The 18,588-nt window shown below is 66.9% G+C and carries 13 protein-coding genes, 1 pseudogene and 1 riboswitch; of the genes and pseudogenes, 9 read left to right on the forward strand and 5 right to left on the reverse strand.

From position 1 onward, the window contains the following. The first annotated feature begins 1 nt into the window (after position 1). The 9 genes from metE to Sp245p_RS27845 all read left to right on the forward strand — a co-directional run bounded on the left by metE (position 2) and on the right by Sp245p_RS27845 (position 14,125). Complete coding sequence (gene metE / locus Sp245p_RS27805; protein ID WP_014242165.1) at positions 2 to 2,320, forward strand: 5-methyltetrahydropteroyltriglutamate--homocysteine S-methyltransferase; 2,319 nt, start codon at positions 2 to 4, stop codon at positions 2,318 to 2,320. Between the two features lie 199 nt (positions 2,321 to 2,519). Beyond that, positions 2,520 to 3,953: a short-chain fatty acyl-CoA regulator family protein gene (locus Sp245p_RS27810; protein WP_014242166.1), complete on the forward strand. Its 1,434-nt coding sequence runs from the start codon at positions 2,520 to 2,522 to the stop codon at positions 3,951 to 3,953. A gap of 15 nt (positions 3,954 to 3,968) precedes the next feature. Next, positions 3,969 to 4,481, forward strand: a complete 513-nt coding sequence (locus Sp245p_RS27815; protein WP_052584462.1) for a hypothetical protein — start codon at positions 3,969 to 3,971, stop codon at positions 4,479 to 4,481. 113 nt (positions 4,482 to 4,594) lie between these two features. Continuing rightward, positions 4,595 to 4,842: riboswitch (cobalamin riboswitch) on the forward strand. A gap of 110 nt (positions 4,843 to 4,952) precedes the next feature. Beyond that, positions 4,953 to 6,872, forward strand: a complete 1,920-nt coding sequence (locus Sp245p_RS27820; protein WP_014242168.1) for a ribonucleoside-diphosphate reductase subunit alpha — start codon at positions 4,953 to 4,955, stop codon at positions 6,870 to 6,872. 53 nt (positions 6,873 to 6,925) lie between these two features. Continuing rightward, positions 6,926 to 8,017 (forward strand): ribonucleotide-diphosphate reductase subunit beta, encoded by a 1,092-nt coding sequence (locus Sp245p_RS27825; RefSeq protein WP_014242169.1) that lies wholly within the window; start codon positions 6,926 to 6,928, stop codon positions 8,015 to 8,017. Between the two features lie 195 nt (positions 8,018 to 8,212). After that, positions 8,213 to 9,382 (forward strand): bifunctional 2-methylcitrate synthase/citrate synthase, encoded by a 1,170-nt coding sequence (gene prpC, locus Sp245p_RS27830; RefSeq protein ID WP_014242171.1) that lies wholly within the window; start codon positions 8,213 to 8,215, stop codon positions 9,380 to 9,382. 9 nt (positions 9,383 to 9,391) lie between these two features. Beyond that, the gene (gene acnD, locus Sp245p_RS27835) at positions 9,392 to 12,028 is read left to right on the forward strand and encodes a Fe/S-dependent 2-methylisocitrate dehydratase AcnD (RefSeq protein WP_109139098.1); all 2,637 of its coding nucleotides are present in this window, start codon (positions 9,392 to 9,394) and stop codon (positions 12,026 to 12,028) included. Further along, positions 12,028 to 13,233 (forward strand): 2-methylaconitate cis-trans isomerase PrpF, encoded by a 1,206-nt coding sequence (gene prpF, locus Sp245p_RS27840; RefSeq protein WP_014242174.1) that lies wholly within the window; start codon positions 12,028 to 12,030, stop codon positions 13,231 to 13,233. Before acnD ends, prpF begins: the two co-directional genes overlap by 1 nt. A gap of 31 nt (positions 13,234 to 13,264) precedes the next feature. After that, entirely contained in the window at positions 13,265 to 14,125 is an 861-nt protein-coding gene (locus tag Sp245p_RS27845; RefSeq protein ID WP_014242175.1) for an isocitrate lyase/PEP mutase family protein, read from the forward strand. A 353-nt stretch (positions 14,126 to 14,478) separates the two neighbouring features. Here the strand turns inward: Sp245p_RS27845 and Sp245p_RS36355 are convergent, their stop codons facing one another. The 5 genes and pseudogenes from Sp245p_RS36355 to Sp245p_RS27860 all read right to left on the reverse strand — a co-directional run bounded on the left by Sp245p_RS36355 (position 14,479) and on the right by Sp245p_RS27860 (position 18,457). Then, positions 14,479 to 14,772: a TonB-dependent receptor domain-containing protein gene (locus Sp245p_RS36355; protein WP_247887865.1), complete on the reverse strand. Its 294-nt coding sequence runs from the start codon at positions 14,770 to 14,772 to the stop codon at positions 14,479 to 14,481. A 121-nt stretch (positions 14,773 to 14,893) separates the two neighbouring features. Then, positions 14,894 to 15,019: pseudogene (locus Sp245p_RS36360) on the reverse strand (TonB-dependent receptor domain-containing protein); the annotation flags it as partial. A 117-nt stretch (positions 15,020 to 15,136) separates the two neighbouring features. Continuing rightward, a complete protein-coding gene (locus Sp245p_RS36010; RefSeq protein ID WP_307832844.1) occupies positions 15,137 to 15,589 on the reverse strand; it encodes a hypothetical protein in 453 nt (150 codons plus the stop codon). Between the two features lie 205 nt (positions 15,590 to 15,794). Next, on the reverse strand, positions 15,795 to 17,393 hold the full coding sequence (locus tag Sp245p_RS27855; RefSeq protein ID WP_014242179.1) for an arylsulfatase: 1,599 nt from the start codon (positions 17,391 to 17,393) through the stop codon (positions 15,795 to 15,797). A 59-nt stretch (positions 17,394 to 17,452) separates the two neighbouring features. Continuing rightward, positions 17,453 to 18,457, reverse strand: coding sequence for a formylglycine-generating enzyme family protein (locus Sp245p_RS27860; RefSeq protein WP_109139099.1), 1,005 nt, complete (start codon positions 18,455 to 18,457; stop codon positions 17,453 to 17,455). Between the last annotated feature and the right edge of the window lie 131 nt (positions 18,458 to 18,588).

Raw genomic sequence — 18,588 nt, forward strand, 5'->3', positions numbered from 1 at the left:
CATGGCAACGACCCACACCCTCGGATTCCCCCGCATCGGCGCCAAGCGCGAGTTGAAGTTCGCCTTGGAGGCCTATTGGAAGGGGGCGTCCTCCCGCGACGAGCTGGTCCGCGTCGGCGCGGACCTCCGCAAGCGCCACTGGCGGGATCAGGGCGCGCTCGACCTCGTTCCCGTGGGCGATTTCGCCTTCTACGATCAGGTGCTCGACATGAGCTTCACGCTCGGCAACCTGCCGGAGCGCGTGAAGGGCTTCCATGGCGACGCCCTGGACAATTACTTCCGCGTGGCGCGCGGCCGTTCGGCGGAGACCGCCGCCCATAGTGCTGAAGAGCACGGCGGGTGCTGCGGCGGGGTTGCCGCCGGCGAGATGACCAAGTGGTTCGACACCAACTACCACTACATCGTCCCCGAGTTCGACGCCGGGACGACATTCACGCTCGACGCCTCCCGCCTGCTGGAGCAACTCGCCGAAGCGAAGGCGCAGGGCGTGAAGGCCAAGCCGGTGATCGTCGGTCCGGTCACCTATCTCGCGCTGGGCAAGGCCAAGGACGGTTCGGACAAGCTGGCTCTGCTGCCCCGCCTGCTGCCCGTCTACGCCGGGCTGCTGCAGGCCCTGACCGACCAGGGCGTCGAGTGGGTGCAGATCGACGAACCGATCCTGGTGACCGAGCTGGAAGCGGCGTGGCGGGACGCCTTCACCCAGGCCTATCGGGCTCTCGGCACCGGCGCGGTCAAGCTGCTGCTGGCGACCTATTTCGGTCAACTCCAGGACAACCTGCCGCTCGCCTGCTCGCTGCCGGTGCAGGGCCTCCATCTCGACGCCATCACCGCCCGCGACGAGGTCGATGCCCTGATCCAGGCCCTCCCGACCGACCGCGTCGTGTCGCTGGGCGTCGTCAACGGCCGGAACATCTGGAAGACCGACCTCGGCGCGACGCTCGATTGGCTGGAGCCGGTGGCCGAGAGGCTCGGTGAGCGGCTGTGGATCGCACCGTCCTGCTCGCTGCTGCACGTGCCGGTCGACCTCGCCGGCGAGCGCAAGCTGGATGAGGAGGCCCGTTCCTGGCTGGCCTTCGCGGTGCAGAAGCTGGAGGAGATCCGGGTTCTGGCGATCGCGCTGACCCCAGGACGGGATGGGGGCCGTGCCGCCGTCGCGGCCGAGTTGGACGCCAACCGCGCTGCCGTCGAGGCGCGCCGCCATTCGCCGCGGGTCAACAACCCGGCGGTGAAGGCGGCGGTCGCGGCCATCGACGCCCGGCTCGGGCGGCGCAAAAGCGCCTTCATCGAGCGCGCCGCCAAGCAGGCCACCCGCCTGAACCTGCCGAAGTTCCCGACCACCACCATCGGCTCCTTCCCGCAGACCAAGGAGATCCGTCAGGCGCGCAGCCAGTTCAAGGCCGGGACGATCGACGCGGTGGCCTACACCGAGGCGATGCGCGGCGAGATCGCGCGCAGCGTGCGCGAGCAGGAGGCGCTGGGCCTCGACGTGTTGGTTCACGGCGAGGCCGAGCGCAACGACATGGTCGAGTATTTCGGCGAGCAGCTCGACGGCTACGTCTTCAGCCAGGGCGGCTGGGTGCAGTCCTACGGCTCGCGTTGCGTGAAGCCGCCGATCCTGTTCGGCGACATCAGCCGCCCCAGGGCGATGACGGTGGACTGGATCGCCTACGCCGCCTCGCTGACGGACAAGCCGATGAAGGGCATGCTCACCGGCCCGGTGACCATCCTCAACTGGTCCTTCGTGCGCGACGACCAGCCGCGCTCCGAATCCTGCCGCCAGCTGGCGCTCGCCATCCGGGAGGAGGTGCTGGACCTGGAGACGGCCGGCGTCGGCGTGATCCAGATCGACGAGGCCGCCCTTCGTGAAGGTCTGCCGCTGCGCAAGTCCCAGTGGCAGGCGTATCTGGACTGGGCGGTGGAGTCGTTCCGCATCACCGCCAACGGGGTGGCGGACGAGACGCAGATCCACACCCACATGTGCTATTCGGAGTTCAACGACATCATCGCGTCGATCGCGGCGATGGACGCCGACGTCATCACCATCGAGACCTCGCGGTCGGACATGGAACTGCTCGACGCCTTCGACGACTTCAAGTACCCGAACGAGATCGGCCCCGGCGTCTACGACATCCACTCGCCGAACATTCCGACCGAAGGGCACATCGTCGATCTGATGAAGAAGGCGGCCGAGCGCATTCCCGCCGACCGGCTGTGGGTCAATCCGGACTGCGGTCTCAAGACCCGCCAGTGGGCCGAGGTGCTGCCGGCCCTGACCAACATGGTCAGCGCGGCCAAGACCCTGCGCGCCACCGTCGCCTGAGCTGGTCTGCAAGGGGCAAGCGGCCGAACACCGCTTGCCCGCGCGCCTTTGCACCCTGAAGCCGCCGATGGCGGATCTTGCCCGGCAGCCGCGTCCTTTGCAATATACGCAGAACGTTTCTTTGGATGACCGCTGGAATTGCCAAGATTTGCAAGGTGTCTTCAGCGAGTCGGCGAATTTTGCAAATGGGGTTCCTGGTATGGCGAAGGCGTTCATGGGGGTGCGGCTGCAGCGGCTGCGCGAGGAGCGGGGGCTGACCCAGACAGCCCTGGCCCGCATCCTGGAGATTTCGCCGAGCTATCTGAACCAGCTCGAACGCAACCAGCGGCCTCTGACGGTGCCGCTGCTGCTGCGGATCAACGCCGCCTTCGGCATCGACGTCCAGATCTTCTCGGAGGACGAGGAAGCCCGGCTGGTCGCCGATCTGCGCGAGGCCCTGTCGGAGGCCGGAACCGGCGAAACCATCGCCATGGCCGAGATCAAGGCGCTCGCCACCAACATGCCGGCGGTCGGCCGGGCGCTGGTGGCGCTGCACCGGCGCGGGCGCGGGCTCGCGGAACGGCTGGACGCGCTGGCCTCGGGCGTCGTCCCGGCCGGGCCGGACAGCGGGCTGCCGCCGCCGATGCCCTACGAAGAGGTGCGCGACTTCTTCTACCGCCATCACAACCACATCGCCGCGCTGGACGACGCGGCGGAACGGCTGTTCGGCGAGGCCGGGCTGGAGGTCGGGGCGGTGGATCGCGGGTTGGAACGGCTGCTGGCGGACCGTCACGGCATCCGCACGCTGGTGACCGACGACACGGCCATGCCGGAGGGCGCGCTGCGCCAGTATGACGGCGACGCCCGGACGTTGCGGATCGCCCGGTCGCTGGAGCCCGGCCGCCGCGCCTTCCAGATGGCAACCCAGCTCGCCTTCCACCAGGAACCGGCTCTCCTGCTTCGGCTGGTCGAGGAGGGGCGTTTTTCCGGCCCGCAGGCCCGCTCGCTCGCCCGCATCGGGCTTGCCAACTATTACGCCGGCGCCGTGGTCATGCCCTACCGCGCCTTTCGGGAGACGGCGGAGGCCGTGGCCTACGACATCGATCTGCTGGGGCAGCGCTTCTGCACTGGATTCGAGACCGTCTGCCACCGGCTGAGCACCCTCCAGCGGCCGGGGATGCCGGGCGTTCCCTTCTTCTTCGTCCGGGTCGATCGCGCCGGCAACATGTCGAAGCGCCAGTCCGCCACCAGCTTCCACTTTTCCCGTGTCGGCGGAACCTGCCCGCTGTGGAACGTCTACGAGGCCTTCTCGACGCCCGGTCGTCTGCTGACCCAGTTGGCGCGGATGCCGGACGGGCGGGCCTATCTGTGGATCGCCCGCACGGTGGTCCATGGCCGCAGCGGTTACGGCGCGCCGTCGAAGAGCTTCGCGGTCGGACTCGGTTGCGACATCCAGCACGCCGGCCGGCTGATCTATTCCCGTGGGCTGGCGCTGGGCGATCCTGACGCCGCCACGCCGATCGGGGCCGGTTGCAAGGTCTGTGAGCGTCCATACTGCCCGCAACGCGCCTTTCCGCCGATCGGGCGCACCGTGACGGTTGACGAAAGCCTCAGCCGGTTCGAACCTTATCCGGTGGCCCAGCCTCCGGTTTGATCGAGGACCCGCAGCATGGTTGCCGATGGCGCCGGCGTTTGGAAAAGTCGTTTTCTGGACATCCATCTTTGCGGGCGGACGGTGGCGGTGTCTCATCAGCGTTGCCTGGAGGAATGCTTCGGCCTGAGGGCGCGTGAACGGGAGTTGCGCCGGCGCATCCGTTCGGCGCTGAAGCGGCTTGGACCGCTCGAAGGACCGGCGCACGCCCACGTCCTGACGCTTGCGCCAAAGCCCGGGGCCGTGGCGACCGTTCCGGCAGCCCTGGCCGGCCTTGACGGTGCGATCGAGCGGATCGCGAAACGCCCTTTCTCTCCCCGTCAGATCGAGGAGGCGTTGGGCATCACCGCCCGGGAACGGTTGCGTTGGACAAAGGACGGGCGGCTGCCGCAATCGGGGTCGGCAACCATCATGAGGGGGCAGCGGATTACCCTCAGCACTTACGCGGTGGACACGGTCGCCAAGCTGGCGGGTGACGCCTCCATCATCGACGATTGGCGGCGAACCGACCGGGTCGGCTGCCTCGGCTGAGGCTGCGCCGGAGCGGGCGGTGACCCATGGCGGTGGCTTGCCCAACCTCCGCGCCGGCCCTGAGGAGTCAGCCCCCGCCATCCGTATGGCTTGACAGGCTGCGGGCTTCCCGCTACTTCATCTTGCGTTACGGTTCTCTGGATATCCAATATCTAGGGCTAAGAGGGAAGCCGGTGCGTCGCCACCCCGAACGGGGGATCGGGACAAAGCCGGCGCTGCCCCCGCAACTGTGAGCGGAGAGCGGCTTCGTCGTTTCAGCGTCACTGGTGCCCATCCCGGTTCGGGACGACGGCACCGGGAAGGCCGGACGGAGCCGCCGTGACCCGTGAGCCAGGAGACCTGCCGTAACCGAATGAACGTCCACGGGCGGGGTGTCCCGGTGGTGCGCTTGCCCCCGCGCGGCGTTCCCGTCCGCGTTTGCGCAAGTCGTGCTCCCGTGCCTTCCCGCCGCACAAGAACAAGGGATCACGGATGCCGGCGCTCGCTCAAGACCTTGCCCAGGACTTCGCCAACGGCTTCGACCGTCACGGAAACCTGCTGACGCTGCCCCGGCGGACGCCCGAGCGGTCCGGCGGCCGTGCCCCGGCGGAGCGCTGGACGTCGCCCGATCCCTCCGTCATCCGCATCGACCGCAGCCGGGACGCCCTGCTGACCGCCTTTGGCAAGGCGACGCTGGACGACCGTTACCTGTTGCCGGGGGAAAGCTACCAGGACCTGTTCGCCCGCGTCGCCGCAGCCTATGCCGACGACGCGGCGCACGCCCAGCGCCTGTACGACGCGATTTCCCGCCTGTGGTTCATGCCGGCCACACCGGTTCTCAGCAACGGCGGCACCACGCGCGGTCTGCCGATCTCCTGCTTCCTCAACGCGGTGCCCGATTCGCTCGACGGGATCGTCGACATCTGGAACGAGAACGTCCGGCTGGCCTCCAACGGCGGCGGCATCGGCACCTATTGGGGCGGGGTGCGCTCCATCGGTGAGCCGGTGAAGGGCTGCGGCAGTACGTCGGGCATCATTCCCTTCATCCGCGTGATGGACAGCCTGACGCTGGCGATCAGCCAGGGCTCGCTGCGGCGCGGCTCGGCCGCCGTCTACCTCGACATCCACCACCCGGAGATCGAGGAGTTCCTGGAGATCCGCAAGTCGTCGGGCGACTTCAACCGCAAGAGCCTGAACCTGCACCACGCCGTCATCGTCACCGACGCCTTCATGCAGGCGGTGCGCGACGACAGGCCCTTCTCGCTGATCAGCCCCAAGACCGGCGCCGTCCTGAAGCACATCAACGCCCGTCAGGTCTGGCAGAAGATCCTGGAAGCCCGCATGCAGACCGGCGAGCCGTACCTGCTGTTCGGCGACACGGTGAACCGCGCCCTGCCCAAGCACCAGCGCGACCTCGGCCTGCGCGTCTCCACCTCCAACCTGTGCAGCGAAATCACCCTGCCGACCGGCAAGGACCATCTGGGTAAGGAGCGCACGGCGGTGTGCTGCCTCGCCTCGATGAACCTGGAGACCTGGGACGAGTGGAACGGCGAGGCGGGGCTGGTCGAGGACGTGCTGCGCTTCCTCGACAACGTGCTGACCCGCTTCATCGAGGAAGCGCCGGAGGGGATGGAGAACGCCGTCTATTCGGCGATGCGCGAACGCTCGGTCGGGCTGGGGGTGATGGGCTTCCACTCCTTCCTTCAGGCGCGGGGCATTCCCTTCGAAAGCGCCATGGCCAAGGTGTGGAACCTGCGCTTCTTCCGCAAGATCCGCCGCGACGCCGACGCCGCCTCGGTCCTGCTGGCGGAGGAGCGCGGTGCCTGCCCGGACGCCGCGGAACGCGGGATCAAGGCGCGCTTCAGCCACAAGCTGGCGATCGCGCCGACCGCCTCCATCAGCATCATCTGCGGCGGCACCAGCGCCTGCATCGAGCCGATCCCGGCCAACGTCTACACCCACAAGACGCTGTCCGGCTCGATCAGCGTGCGCAACCCGCATCTGGAAAAGCTGCTGGCCGCCAAGGGTGCCGACCGGCCGGAGGTCTGGCAATCGATCATCGAGCACGAGGGCTCGGTCCAGCATCTCGACACCCTGACCCACGACGAAAAGGCGGTCTTCCGCACCGCCTTCGAGATCGACCAGCGCTGGATCATCGAGTTCGCCGCCGACCGCACCCCCTTCATCTGCCAGAGCCAGTCGATCAACCTCTACCTGCCGGGCGACATCGACAAGTGGGACCTGCACATGCTGCACTGGACCGCTTGGGAGAAGGGCCTGAAGAGCCTCTACTATTGCCGCTCCAAGTCGGTGCAGCGCGCCGCCTTCGCCGGCAAGGACCGGGTGACGGGCATGACGGAGATGCAGGCAACGTCGCGCACCGATTACGAGGAATGCCTCGCCTGCCAGTGATCGTCGGCCCTCCCGTCCGCCGCTCGTTCCCTTGCCATCACGGACCCCTTCGCATGAGCTCGCTTCTCCACATCAACCCGCTCAGCCTGATCGGCACCGGCCGCGTCGGCCTGTTGCAGGGCTCGGCCGCCTACAACGTCTCGCGCTACCCCTGGGCCTACGCCTACTGGAAGAAGCAGCAGCAGGTCCACTGGATGGGCGAGGAGGTGCCGCTGGGCGAGGACATCAAGGACTGGACCTCCGACCGCGTCACCGACGGCGAGCGCAACCTGCTGACCCAGATCTTCCGCTTCTTCACCCAGAGCGACGTGGAGGTCAGCGACAATTACCTGAAGCGCTACATGCCGATCTTCCAGCCGCTGGAAGTGCAGATGATGATGGCCGCCTTCACCAACATGGAGACGGTGCACATCGACGCCTACGCCCTGCTGCTGACCACCATCGGGATGCCGGAGACCGAGTTCGCCGCCTTCCGCGACTATGCGGAGATGCGCGACAAGGCCGACTACATGCACAGCTTCGGCGTCGGCACGGTGGCCGACGTGTCGCGCACCCTGGCGATGTTCGGCGCCTTCACCGAAGGGATGGCCCTGTTCGCCAGCTTCGCCATGCTGCTGAACTTCCCGCGCCACAACAAGATGAAGGGGATGGGCCAGATCGTCACTTGGTCGGTGCGCGACGAGAGCCTGCACTGCGAGGGCATCATCCGGCTGTTCCACGAATGGAACCGCGAGACTGGCGCCATGACACCCGCGGTGCGCGACGACATCCTGGACGTCTGCCGCACCATGGTCGGGCTGGAGGAGCGTTTCATTGATCTGGCCTTCGGCCTGGGTGCGGTGGAGGGCATGACGCCGGAGGACATCCGCGCCTATGTCCATTACATCGCCGACTGGCGGCTGACGCAGTTGCGGCTGCCGACCCTCTACGGCTATTTCAAGCCGGTGGACGGCGGCTACGAGCCGGTGAAGCCGCACCCGCTGCCCTGGCTGGTGGAGATCCTGAACGGGGTCGAGCACGCCAACTTCTTCGAGCAGCGCGCCACCGAATACTCCAAAGGCGCGACCAGCGGCCAATGGGACGGGACGGATGGCGTCTGGGCCGCCTTCGACCGGCTGCAAGCGCCCGGCACGGCGACGTCCTGAAGACGGTGGAGTGCGTGGGCGTCCGGACGCGATCTTCGCAAATTTTGCCAATTTGCAAGTTCCCCTCGGCAAATCTCCACCTTTTCAGCCATTCCCGGCGCGGCGTTCCGTTCCGATGATGCGCGTGTCGGCAGACGACGGGTCGTACAGGCCCGCCGTCCGCCGACAGGCAGCTCTCGAACAGGGAACCACCCGATGTCCATGTCCGCGCCCGAGACGGCAGCGCCCACCCCCTTCAAGCCCAAGAAATCCGTGGCCCTGTCGGGTGTCACCGCCGGCAACACCGCGCTCTGCACCGTCGGCAAGTCCGGCAACGATCTGCATTACCGGGGTTACGACATCCTCGACATCGCCGAGCGCTGCGAGTTCGAGGAGGTGGCGTATCTGCTGGTGCATGGCAAGCTGCCGACCTTTGCCGAACTGAAGGCGTACAAGGCCAAGCTGCAATCCCTGCGCGGCCTGCCGACCAACGTCCGCCAAGCGCTGGAATGCCTGCCGGCTTCGGCCCACCCGATGGACGTGATGCGCACCGGCGTGTCGGCGCTGGGCTGCGCGCTGCCGGAAAAGGACGACCACAACATCCCCGGCGCCCGCGACATCGCCGACCGCCTGATGGCCTCGCTGGGCTCCATGCTGCTCTACTGGTACCACTGGTCGAGCAACGGCCGGCGCATCGAGGTCGAAACCGACGACGAGTCCATCGGAGCCCACTTCCTGCACCTGCTGCACGGCCGCAAGCCGTCGGCGCTGTGGGAGCGGGCCATGCACACCTCGCTGATCCTCTACGCCGAGCACGAGTTCAACGCCTCGACCTTCACCGGGCGGGTCATCGCCGGTACGGGCTCCGACCTGTACTCGGCGATCACCGGCGCCATCGGCGCCTTGCGCGGGCCGAAGCATGGCGGCGCCAACGAGGTCGCCTTCGAGATCCAGAAGCGCTACGACACCCCCGACGAGGCGGAGGCCGACATCCGCCGCCGCGTCGAGAACAAGGAGGTGGTGATCGGCTTCGGCCACCCGGTCTACACCGTTTCCGATCCGCGCAACGACGTCATCAGAGGTGTCGCCCACAAGCTGTCGGTGGACGCCGGATCGGCCCGGATGTTCGACATCGCCGCCCGGCTCGAAGCGGTGATGTGGGAGGTCAAGCGGATGTTCCCCAACCTCGATTGGTTCAGCGCCGTCAGCTATCACATGATGGGTGTGCCGACGGCCATGTTCACGCCGCTGTTCGTGATCGCCCGCACGTCGGGCTGGGCCGCCCACATCATCGAACAGCGCATCGACAACAAGATCATCCGCCCCAGCGCCAACTATGTCGGGCCGGACGATCGCGTTTTCGTGGCCATCGACCAGCGCCAGTGAGGACGCGCCATGAACACCGCCCACCGCAAGCCGCTGCCGGGAACGCCGCTCGACCACTTCGACGCCCGTGCCGCCGTGAACGCCCTCCGTCCGGGGGCCTGGGACGGGTTGCCCTACGTGTCGCGCGTCTTGGCCGAGCAGCTGGTGCGCCGCTGCGACCCGGCGCTGCTCGACGACGCCCTGCGGCAGCTCGTCGAACGCCGGCGTGACCGCGATTTCCCCTGGTACCCGGCCCGCGTCGTCTGCCACGACATCCTCGGCCAGACCGCCCTGGTCGATCTGGCCGGCCTGCGCGACGCCATTGCCGAGCAGGGCGGCGATCCGGCCAAGGTCAACCCGGTGGTGCCGACGCAGCTCATCGTCGATCATTCGCTGGCCGTCGAGTATGGCGGCGATGACCCGCAGGCGTTCGAGAAGAACCGCGCCGTCGAGGACCGCCGCAACGAGGACCGTTTCCATTTCATCGACTGGACCAAACGCGCCTTCGAGAACGTCGATGTGATCCCGGCCGGCAACGGCATCATGCACCAGATCAACCTGGAGACGATGTCGCCGGTGATCCAGTTCCGTGACGGGGTGGCTTTCCCCGACACCTGCGTCGGCACCGACAGCCACACCCCGCACGTCGACGCCCTGGGCGTCATCGGCATCGGCGTCGGCGGGCTCGAGGCCGAAACGGTGATGCTCGGCCGCGCCTCGATGATGCGGCTGCCGGACATTGTCGGCGTCCGCCTGACCGGCGCGCGCCAGCCCGGCATCACCGCGACCGACATCGTGCTGGCCCTCACCGCGTTCCTGCGTGAACAGCGCGTGGTCGGCGCCTGGATCGAGTTCTTCGGCGAGGGGGCTGCTGGCCTGTCCATCGGGGACCGGGCGACGATCTCCAACATGTGCCCGGAATATGGGGCCACCGCGGCGCTGTTCCACATCGACCAGCAGACCATCGACTATCTGAGGCTGACCGGCCGCGCGCCGGAGCAGGTGGCGCTGGTAGAGACCTACGCCAAGACCCTTGGCCTGTGGGCCGACGCGCTGCGGACCGCTGAGTACGAGCGCGTGCTGGCATTCGATCTGGCCAGCGTCGAACGGAGCATGGCCGGCCCGTCCAACCCGCACCGGCGTCTGCCGACCGCGGCGCTGAAGGAGCTCGGCATTGCCGTCGGTCTCGACACGGCGCAGGCGGAGGAGCGCGCCGGCCTGCTGCCGGACGGTGCGGTGGTCATCGCGGCCATCACCAGCTGCACCAACACCTCAAACCCGCGCAACGTGGTGGCCGCCGGCCTCCTGGCGAAGAAGGCCAACGCGCTGGGGCTGGTCCGCAAGCCCTGGGTCAAGACCTCCTTCGCGCCGGGGTCCAAGGTCGCCCGGCTGTACCTGGAGGAGGCCGGCCTGCTGGCCGAGCTGGAGACGCTCGGCTTCGGCATCGTTGCCTACGCCTGCACCACCTGCAACGGCATGTCCGGCGCGCTCGACCCGGCGATCCAGCGGGAGATCGTCGACCGCGACCTGTACGCGACCGCCGTCCTGTCCGGAAACCGCAACTTCGACGGCCGCATCCACCCCCACGCCAAGCAGGCGTTCCTCGCCTCGCCGCCGCTGGTCGTCGCCTACGCCATCGCCGGCACCGTGCGTTTGGACATCGAGCGGGATGCCCTGGGCGTGGACCGGGACGGCAAGCCGATCACGTTGAAGGACCTGTGGCCGTCCGACGCGGAGATCGATGCCATCGTCGCCTCCTGTGTCCGGCCCGAGCAGTTCCGCGCGGTGTACGATCCGATGTTCGCGGCGAACCGCGACGGTGTTGAAAAGACCAGCCCGCTCTACGACTGGCGCCCGGCGTCCACCTACATCCGCCGGCCGCCCTATTGGGACACTGAAGGGGTGGGCGCTTTGGCCGCCACCCCGCGCACCCTCACCGGCATGCGCCCGCTGGCGGTGCTGCCGGACAACATCACCACCGACCACCTGTCGCCGTCGAACGCCATCCTCGCCAATTCGGCGGCGGGTGAATATCTGGCGCGGATGGGGCTGCCGGAAGAGGATTTCAACTCCTACGCCACCCACCGCGGCGACCATCTGACCGCCCTGCGCGCCACCTTCGCCAACCCGCAGCTGGTCAATGAAATGGCCGTGGTGGAGGGGGCGGTGAGGAAGGGCTCGCTGACCCGTTTGGAACCCGACGGCACGGTCATGCGCATGTGGGAGGCCATCGAGACCTACCTGGAGCGCCGGCAGCCGCTGATCGTCGTCGCCGGAGCCGACTACGGCCAGGGGTCGAGCCGCGACTGGGCCGCCAAGGGTGTGCGTCTGGCCGGCGTCGAGGCCATCGTCGCCGAGGGCTTCGAGCGCATCCACCGCACCAACCTGATCGGCATGGGGGTGCTGCCGCTGGAGTTCAAGCCGGGCACGACGCGGCTGACGCTGGGCCTGGACGGCAGCGAGACCTACGATGTGACCGGCGAACGCCGGCCGCGCACCGACCTGACCCTGGTCGTCCATCGCCGCGACGGTGAAACCTTGCGGGTTCCGGTGACATGCCGCCTCGACACCGCCGAGGAGGTGTCGATCCATGAGGCCGGAGGCGTGCTGCAACGGTTCGCGCAGGATTTCCTGGCCTCGGAAAGCGCGCAGAAAGGAGCCCCCTGATGGCCTTCGCACCGCAAATCCGCATTCCCGCCACCTATATGCGCGGCGGCACCAGCAAGGGGGTGTTCTTCCGCCTCGACGATCTGCCGGAGCGCTGCCGCGTGCCGGGCGAGGCGCGCGACCGGCTGTTCCTGCGGGTGATCGGCAGCCCCGACCCCTACGCCAAGCACATCGACGGCATGGGCGGCGCCAGCTCCAGCACCAGCAAGTGCGTCATCCTGTCGAAGAGCGCGCGCCCTGGCCACGACGTCGATTACCTGTACGGGCAGGTCGCCATCGACGCCGCCTTCGTTGACTGGTCGGGCAATTGCGGCAACCTGTCCACCGCGGCGGGCGCCTTCGCCATCCACGCCGGGCTGGTCGATCCGGCGCGCGTTCCGGAGAACGGCGTCTGCACGGTGCGCATCTGGCAGGCCAACATCGGCAAGACCATCATCGCCCATGTGCCGGTCACTGCCGGGCAGGTCCAGGAAACCGGCAGTTTCGCGCTGGATGGCGTGACCTTCCCGGCGGCCGAGATCGTGCTGGAGTTCATCGACCCCGCCGACGAGGGAGAGAGCGAGGGCGGCGGGTCGATGCTCCCGACCGGCAATCCGATCGACGACCTCGACGTCCCGGACTCCCTCGTCCCCGGTGGCCGGCTGAAGGCGACGCTGATCAATGCCGGCATCCCGACGATCTTCATCGATGCCGCCGACCTCGGCTATCGCGGCACCGAATCGCAGGCCGCGATCAACGGCGATGCCACGGCTCTCGCCCGCTTCGAGGCGCTGCGCACCATTGGCGCGCTCCGCATGGGACTGATCCGGGAACCGGGTGAGGCCGCAAGGCGCCAGCACACGCCGAAGATCGCCTTCGTCGCCCCGCCCGACGCCTACACCGCGTCCAGCGGAAAGCGGGTGGAGGCCGGCGACATCGACCTGCTGGTGCGGGCCTTGTCCATGGGCAAGCTGCACCACGCGATGATGGGAACGGCGTCGGTCGCCATCGCCGCCGCCGCCGCGGTGCCCGGCACGCTGGTCAACCGGGCGGCCGGTGGCGGCACGCGCAACGCGGTCCGCTTCGGCCACCCGTCCGGCACGCTGCGCGTCGGTGCCGAGGCGGCGCTGGTGGACGGCCGATGGACCGTCACCAAGGCGATCATGAGCCGCAGCGCCCGTGTGCTGATGGAAGGCTGGGTGTGTGTGCCCGCCGATTCGTTTTGAACCCCAACGTTCGAAATTCCAAGGAAACGCCATGTCCACCCGCAAGTCGCTCAAGACCCTCGTCGAAGCCCGCCGCGGCGCCATCGTTCCCGGCGCCTTCAACGCCCTGTCCGCCAAGGTGGTGGAGGATCTGGGATTCGAGGCCATCTACATCACCGGCGCCGGCGTGACCAACATGTGGTTCGGCATGCCCGACCAGGGCTTCATGGGGCTGGCCGAGATCGCCGACCACACGGCGCGCATCCGCGACGCGGTGAGCGTTCCTCTGATCGTCGACGCCGACACCGGCTTCGGCAACGCGCTCAACGTCTACCACACCGTCCGCACGCTGGAGCGCGCGGGCGCCGACTGCATCCAGCTCGAAGATCAGGTGGCGCCCAAGCGCTGCGGCCATTTCTCCGGCAAGGACGTGATCTCCACCGAGGAGGCGGTGAGCAAGATCAAGGCCGCGGCCGATGCCCGCCGCGACGCGGATCTCCTGATCATGGCGCGCACCGACGCCGCCGCCGTGCACGGTTTCGAGGCCGCCGTCGAGCGCGCCCAGCGCTTCGCCGAGGCCGGCGCCGACATCCTCTTTGTCGAGGCCGTGACGACGGCCGACGACATCCGCGCTCTGCCGCGTCGTTTGGAAAAGCCGCAATTGATGAACATGGTGATCGGCGGCCGGACGCCGATCGTCAATGCGACCGAACTGGCGGAACTTGGCTATGGCATCGTCCTCTATGCCAACGCCGCCTTGCAGGGTGCCGTGGCAGGCATGCAGAAGGCGCTGACCGTGCTGCGCGACGACAAGGAGGTTAAGGAGTCGAGTGGCCTCGTCACGCCGTTCGCCGAGCGCCAGCGTCTGGTTGGCAAGCCCGAGTGGGATGCTCTCGAAAAGATCTACAGCTGATCCGTCGCCGGTGCGATGGATGAGGTGGAGTTGGTGCTAAATCTGCCGCACCAACTGGGATGGTCCTGCTGTGTGAGCGGCCGTACATTCAGCCTCAGGAACGCATGGCCAACTCCGTGCAACAGGTGGGCCGATGCAACGTGCATGCTTTAACTCCCATTATGGACGGACTCGGCCAGGACATTCCAGAGGTCTGGGAGCAGCACCATCCTTCGCTGATGAGGGCTTGCCGTGCCACTTGTGCTTTCCTTCATTAACCCTTGCCGACAAACGTTTCTGGAAAGGCCCCCCTGCACGGTGCGCCGCTCCGAACCGTGCAGGCTGACAGAAAGCACCTCTGATCGATCGGACCGTCAGAAGGTCATGGAGAAGGCCAGTTCGGCCGAGCGCGGCCGGCCCAACTTCCAGCTCGTCGTTCCACTGGCCACCGCGTAGACCTCGTCGAACAGGTTGAAGGCGCGCAGGCTGAGCTTGGTGTTGTCGGTGGGCCGGTAATCCAGGCCGGCGTTGACCACTGTATAGGCGGGCCGCGTGACGGTGTTGGCGACGTCGGCGTAGGTCTTGCCGATATACTGCACGCCGGCCCGCGCCTCCCAGCCCGGCAGGAAGGCCCAGCTTGCCCAGGCATTGGCGGTGCGTTCCGGCACGCCCCGACACCGTCTGGATGAAGTCGTCGTACTTCGTCCGCAGCAGCGCGCCGTTCACGTCCCCCCGCACCCCCTCCCACAGGCCAAGCGACAGGGACGCCTCCAGTCCACGTGACGACTGCTGGCCGACCTGCACGGTGATCCCCGGCCGGTTCGGATCGGTGGTCAGCAGTTTGTCCTTGACGATGTGGTAGGCGGCGAGCGTCCATTCGCCGCGTCCCTCCAGGAAGGACTGCTTGACGCCCACTTCGATCTGGCGGCCGGTGGACAGGTCGAAATCCCTCTGGGCAGGGGACAGCGAGATCAGATTGCCGACCGGATCGACCGCCGTGGCGTAGTCCGCCGACCAGCGCGAGGCGGTCGGTCACCGACAGCCGATCCTCCAGGAACAGCGCGTACTGATCGGTCTTCGACCGGAGCCGCGCCGTGGTGCCGGCGAGGTTGACGAACAGGCCGGGCGAGGGGTCGAAGGGATCGACGCTGCTGGTTCCTCTATAGGGCGAATTCCTGCTGTTCTGGAAGTGATCCGGTTGACGTCGAAGCCGCCGACCAACTCGTTCCTCATGCCAAACAGCTGGCTGCGCCACGTCGCGTCGAAGCGGTCGCCGACCTGTCGCTGGTCGTGATAGATCTCGATGTAGCTGCTGCGGTTGACCCGCCGCGTGGCGGCGTTCCAGGCGTAGCTCTCCACATTCTTCCAGTGCCGATGGCTCGTCAGGTGATATGCAGTGATGCGCAGGGTGAGGGCGTCCGACACTGCCCATTCTGTCTCGAGTTGGGTCCAGTTGTCGCGGTAGCGGATCGCGCTGTCGACCACGTTGAAATTTCGGTGCCGCAGCGCGCGGTCGAGGCTGCCGTTAATGAGCGGCTTCCCGAAGTACTTAGTGTGTGTGGTAGTGTGGGTCTGGGATATTATTTGCCATCATTGGCAACGGTTGCTGTTCAGATCAACATCGAGATCCCACGTCTGTTCACAGCGTGGACCGCCTAACGGTCTACGCTGCTTCGATGCCATAAGGGTGTTACTGCTTAACCTCCAAATTCTTTTGCATCTTCTCGATGATCTGGTCGACCGTAAAGCTCGCTGCACGCTGCCGCGGTGGGAATTCCCGGAATGTCTCCAGGAACTTACCCACCTCCGTCTGCGCGGCGAAGATGATGTATGGTTGGGATACGAACCAGTCGTAGTAGGTGTTGGAGGTGACATCCGCCCGCTCATACGGGTCGGCGCGCAGGTCGAACAGCTTGGGCAGACGCAACGTCGTGAACGGCTCGGCCCAGATGCGCATGGTTCCCGGCGCCCGCTGCTCGGAGAACACGATCTTCCAGTTCTCGAACCTCATGGCAACCAGATCGCCGTCATCGTCGAAATAGAAGAACTCCCTTCTGGCGCCACGGTCCTGCTGGCCAAGCAGGTGTGGGAGCTGGTTGTAGCCATCGAGATGGACTTTGAAGGTTTTGCCGCCGGCACCGTGTCCTTTCAGCAGCTTGTCCTTGACGTCCGTATCCCCGGCGGCGGCCATGAGGGTTGGAACCCAGTCCAGGCCACTGACGATCTCGTTCGATACGGTCCCCGCTCGGATTTTCCCAGGCCAACGGATCATGCAGGGCACACGGAAGGCCCCCTCCCAATTCGTGTCCTTCTCGCTGCGAAAGGGGGTCATGGCACTGTCGGGCCAAGCGTTCATGTGCGGCCCGTTGTCCGTCGTGTAGAGCACGATGGTGTTGTCGGTGATTCCGAGGTCGTCGAGTTTCTTGAGCAGCAACCCGATGTGACCGTCGTGCTCGACCATGCCGTCCGCGTATTCGGTCCGGGCGGTCAAGCCGGGTGGGCTGCGGTGCTCCTCACGCACATGCGTTCGGAAATGCATGCGGGTGCTGTTGAACCAGCAGAAGAAGGGCTTGCTCGCCTTGACCTGCCGGTCGATGAAATCCATCGCGGCGGCCGAGGTCTCGTCGTCGATCGTCTCCATCCGCTTCTTTGTGAGCGGGCCGGTGTCCTCGATCTTGCCGTCGGCGGATGCCTTGAGCACGCCGCGCGGACCAAACCGCTTGCGGAATTCGGGGTCCCGCGGGTAGGTGCGCTGTTCCGGTTCCTCTTCCGCGTTCAGGTGGTAGAGATTGCCGAAGAACTCATCGAAGCCGTGGTTGGTCGGCAGAAATTCGTCGCGGTCCCCCAGATGGTTCTTCCCGAATTGGCCGGTCGCGTAGCCGAGGGGCTTGAGCAGTTCGGCGAGGGTGGCGTCCTCCTTCTGCAGGCCCACCGTGGCTCCTGGCACGCCGACCTTGGACAGGCCGGTGCGCAGCGTCGATTGCCCGGTGATGAAGGACGACCGCCCCGCGGTGCAGCTCTGCTCCGCATAGTAGTCGGTGAACATCATGCCTTCGCGGGCGATGCGGTCGATGTTCGGAGTCCGGTAGCCCATCAGGCCGAAGGTGTAGGCGCTGATGTTCGATTGCCCGACATCGTCGCCGAAGATCACCAGGATGTTGGGATGGGCGCCGGACGGCTGGGCTTGCGGCTGCCCCGGCTGTGGTTGGGGCTGGGCTTTGGCGGAACCGATCAGGGCCGCGGGGTCGAGGGCGGATGCCGCGGCGAGGGTCGTCCCCGTCAGCAGCATGTTGCGGCGGCTGAGGACCCTTGGTTTTGGCTGCTCATCATCGTGGTTTGCGGAACCGCTCACATTTCCCTCCCTTTTCGGATGATGCACCGGAACCCGATGTGGGACATGGCGCTGTCGATCATCTGCGGCTGACGGGCCGCGGGCCGGTACCGCTCGCAATAGCTAGGGGCGCACAGGAACGAGCCCCCTTTCACCACCTTGCGCGGAATGCGGATGTTGGGCTGGGCCGGGTCGAGGCTGCTCTCCCGCGGGGCGCCGCGTGGGTTGCTCGGAATGCAGCAGGGCTTGCCCGCGTCGGCCGGATGCCGGGCGCTGTACCAGTCGCAGGTCCACTCCCACACATTGCCCGCCATGTCGAACAGGCCGTAGCCGTTGGCGGGGTAGGAACCGACCGGAGCGGTGCGCTCGAACCCGTCGGACTCCTGATTTTGCCAAGGAAACTGCCCTTGCCACGTGTTGGCCATGTGGCGGCCGTCCGGCATGAACTCGTCGCCCCAGCAATAAATCGTGCCGTCCAGGCCGCCACGCGCGGCGAACTCCCATTCGGCCTCCGTGGGCAGCGTCTTCCCGGCCCAGCGGGCATAGGCCTCGGCATCCTCGTACGCGACGTGGACGACCGGATGGTCCGGGCGGTCGTCGATTCCGCTGCCCGGCCCTTCCGGGTTGCGCCAGTTCGCCCCTGGCACATACGACCACCAGTTGGCGAGGTTCCGAAGGTCAACGGGGCGGCTTGCCTTGTGGAACACCAGGGCTCCGGGTTGCAACATACCGGGCAAGGCGCCCGGATAATCCACCGGGTCGAGCGGCCGCTCGGCGACTGTGACATAACCCGTGGCCGCGACGAAGCGCCGGAACTGTTCGTTGGTCACGGCGACGGCGTCCATCCAGAAGCCATCGACGGCGACGCGGTGGGTGGGGCTTTCCTCCCGGTAATGCCGATCGGACCCCATCCGAAAGGTGCCTCCGGGAATCCAGACCATTCCCTGGTCCTGAAGGTGATCCTGGCCCTGGTCCAGGGGAGCGGCTGGCTTCGGGCAGCACGCTGGCGCATCGGTGCTCATGGCTGACGTGTCATCCTCGTTCAAGGAATGGCGTTCGCAGGTCGACGCAACGGAAGCTGCAAAGCACCGGTCTCGCTGGCCCCCGACAACCGCGCCGATCGAGGCGTGGGCGACTTCGCCAGAAGCGTGGT

It is taken from the genome of Azospirillum baldaniorum (genome assembly GCF_003119195.2).
GTDB classification, from domain to species: domain Bacteria; phylum Pseudomonadota; class Alphaproteobacteria; order Azospirillales; family Azospirillaceae; genus Azospirillum; species Azospirillum baldaniorum.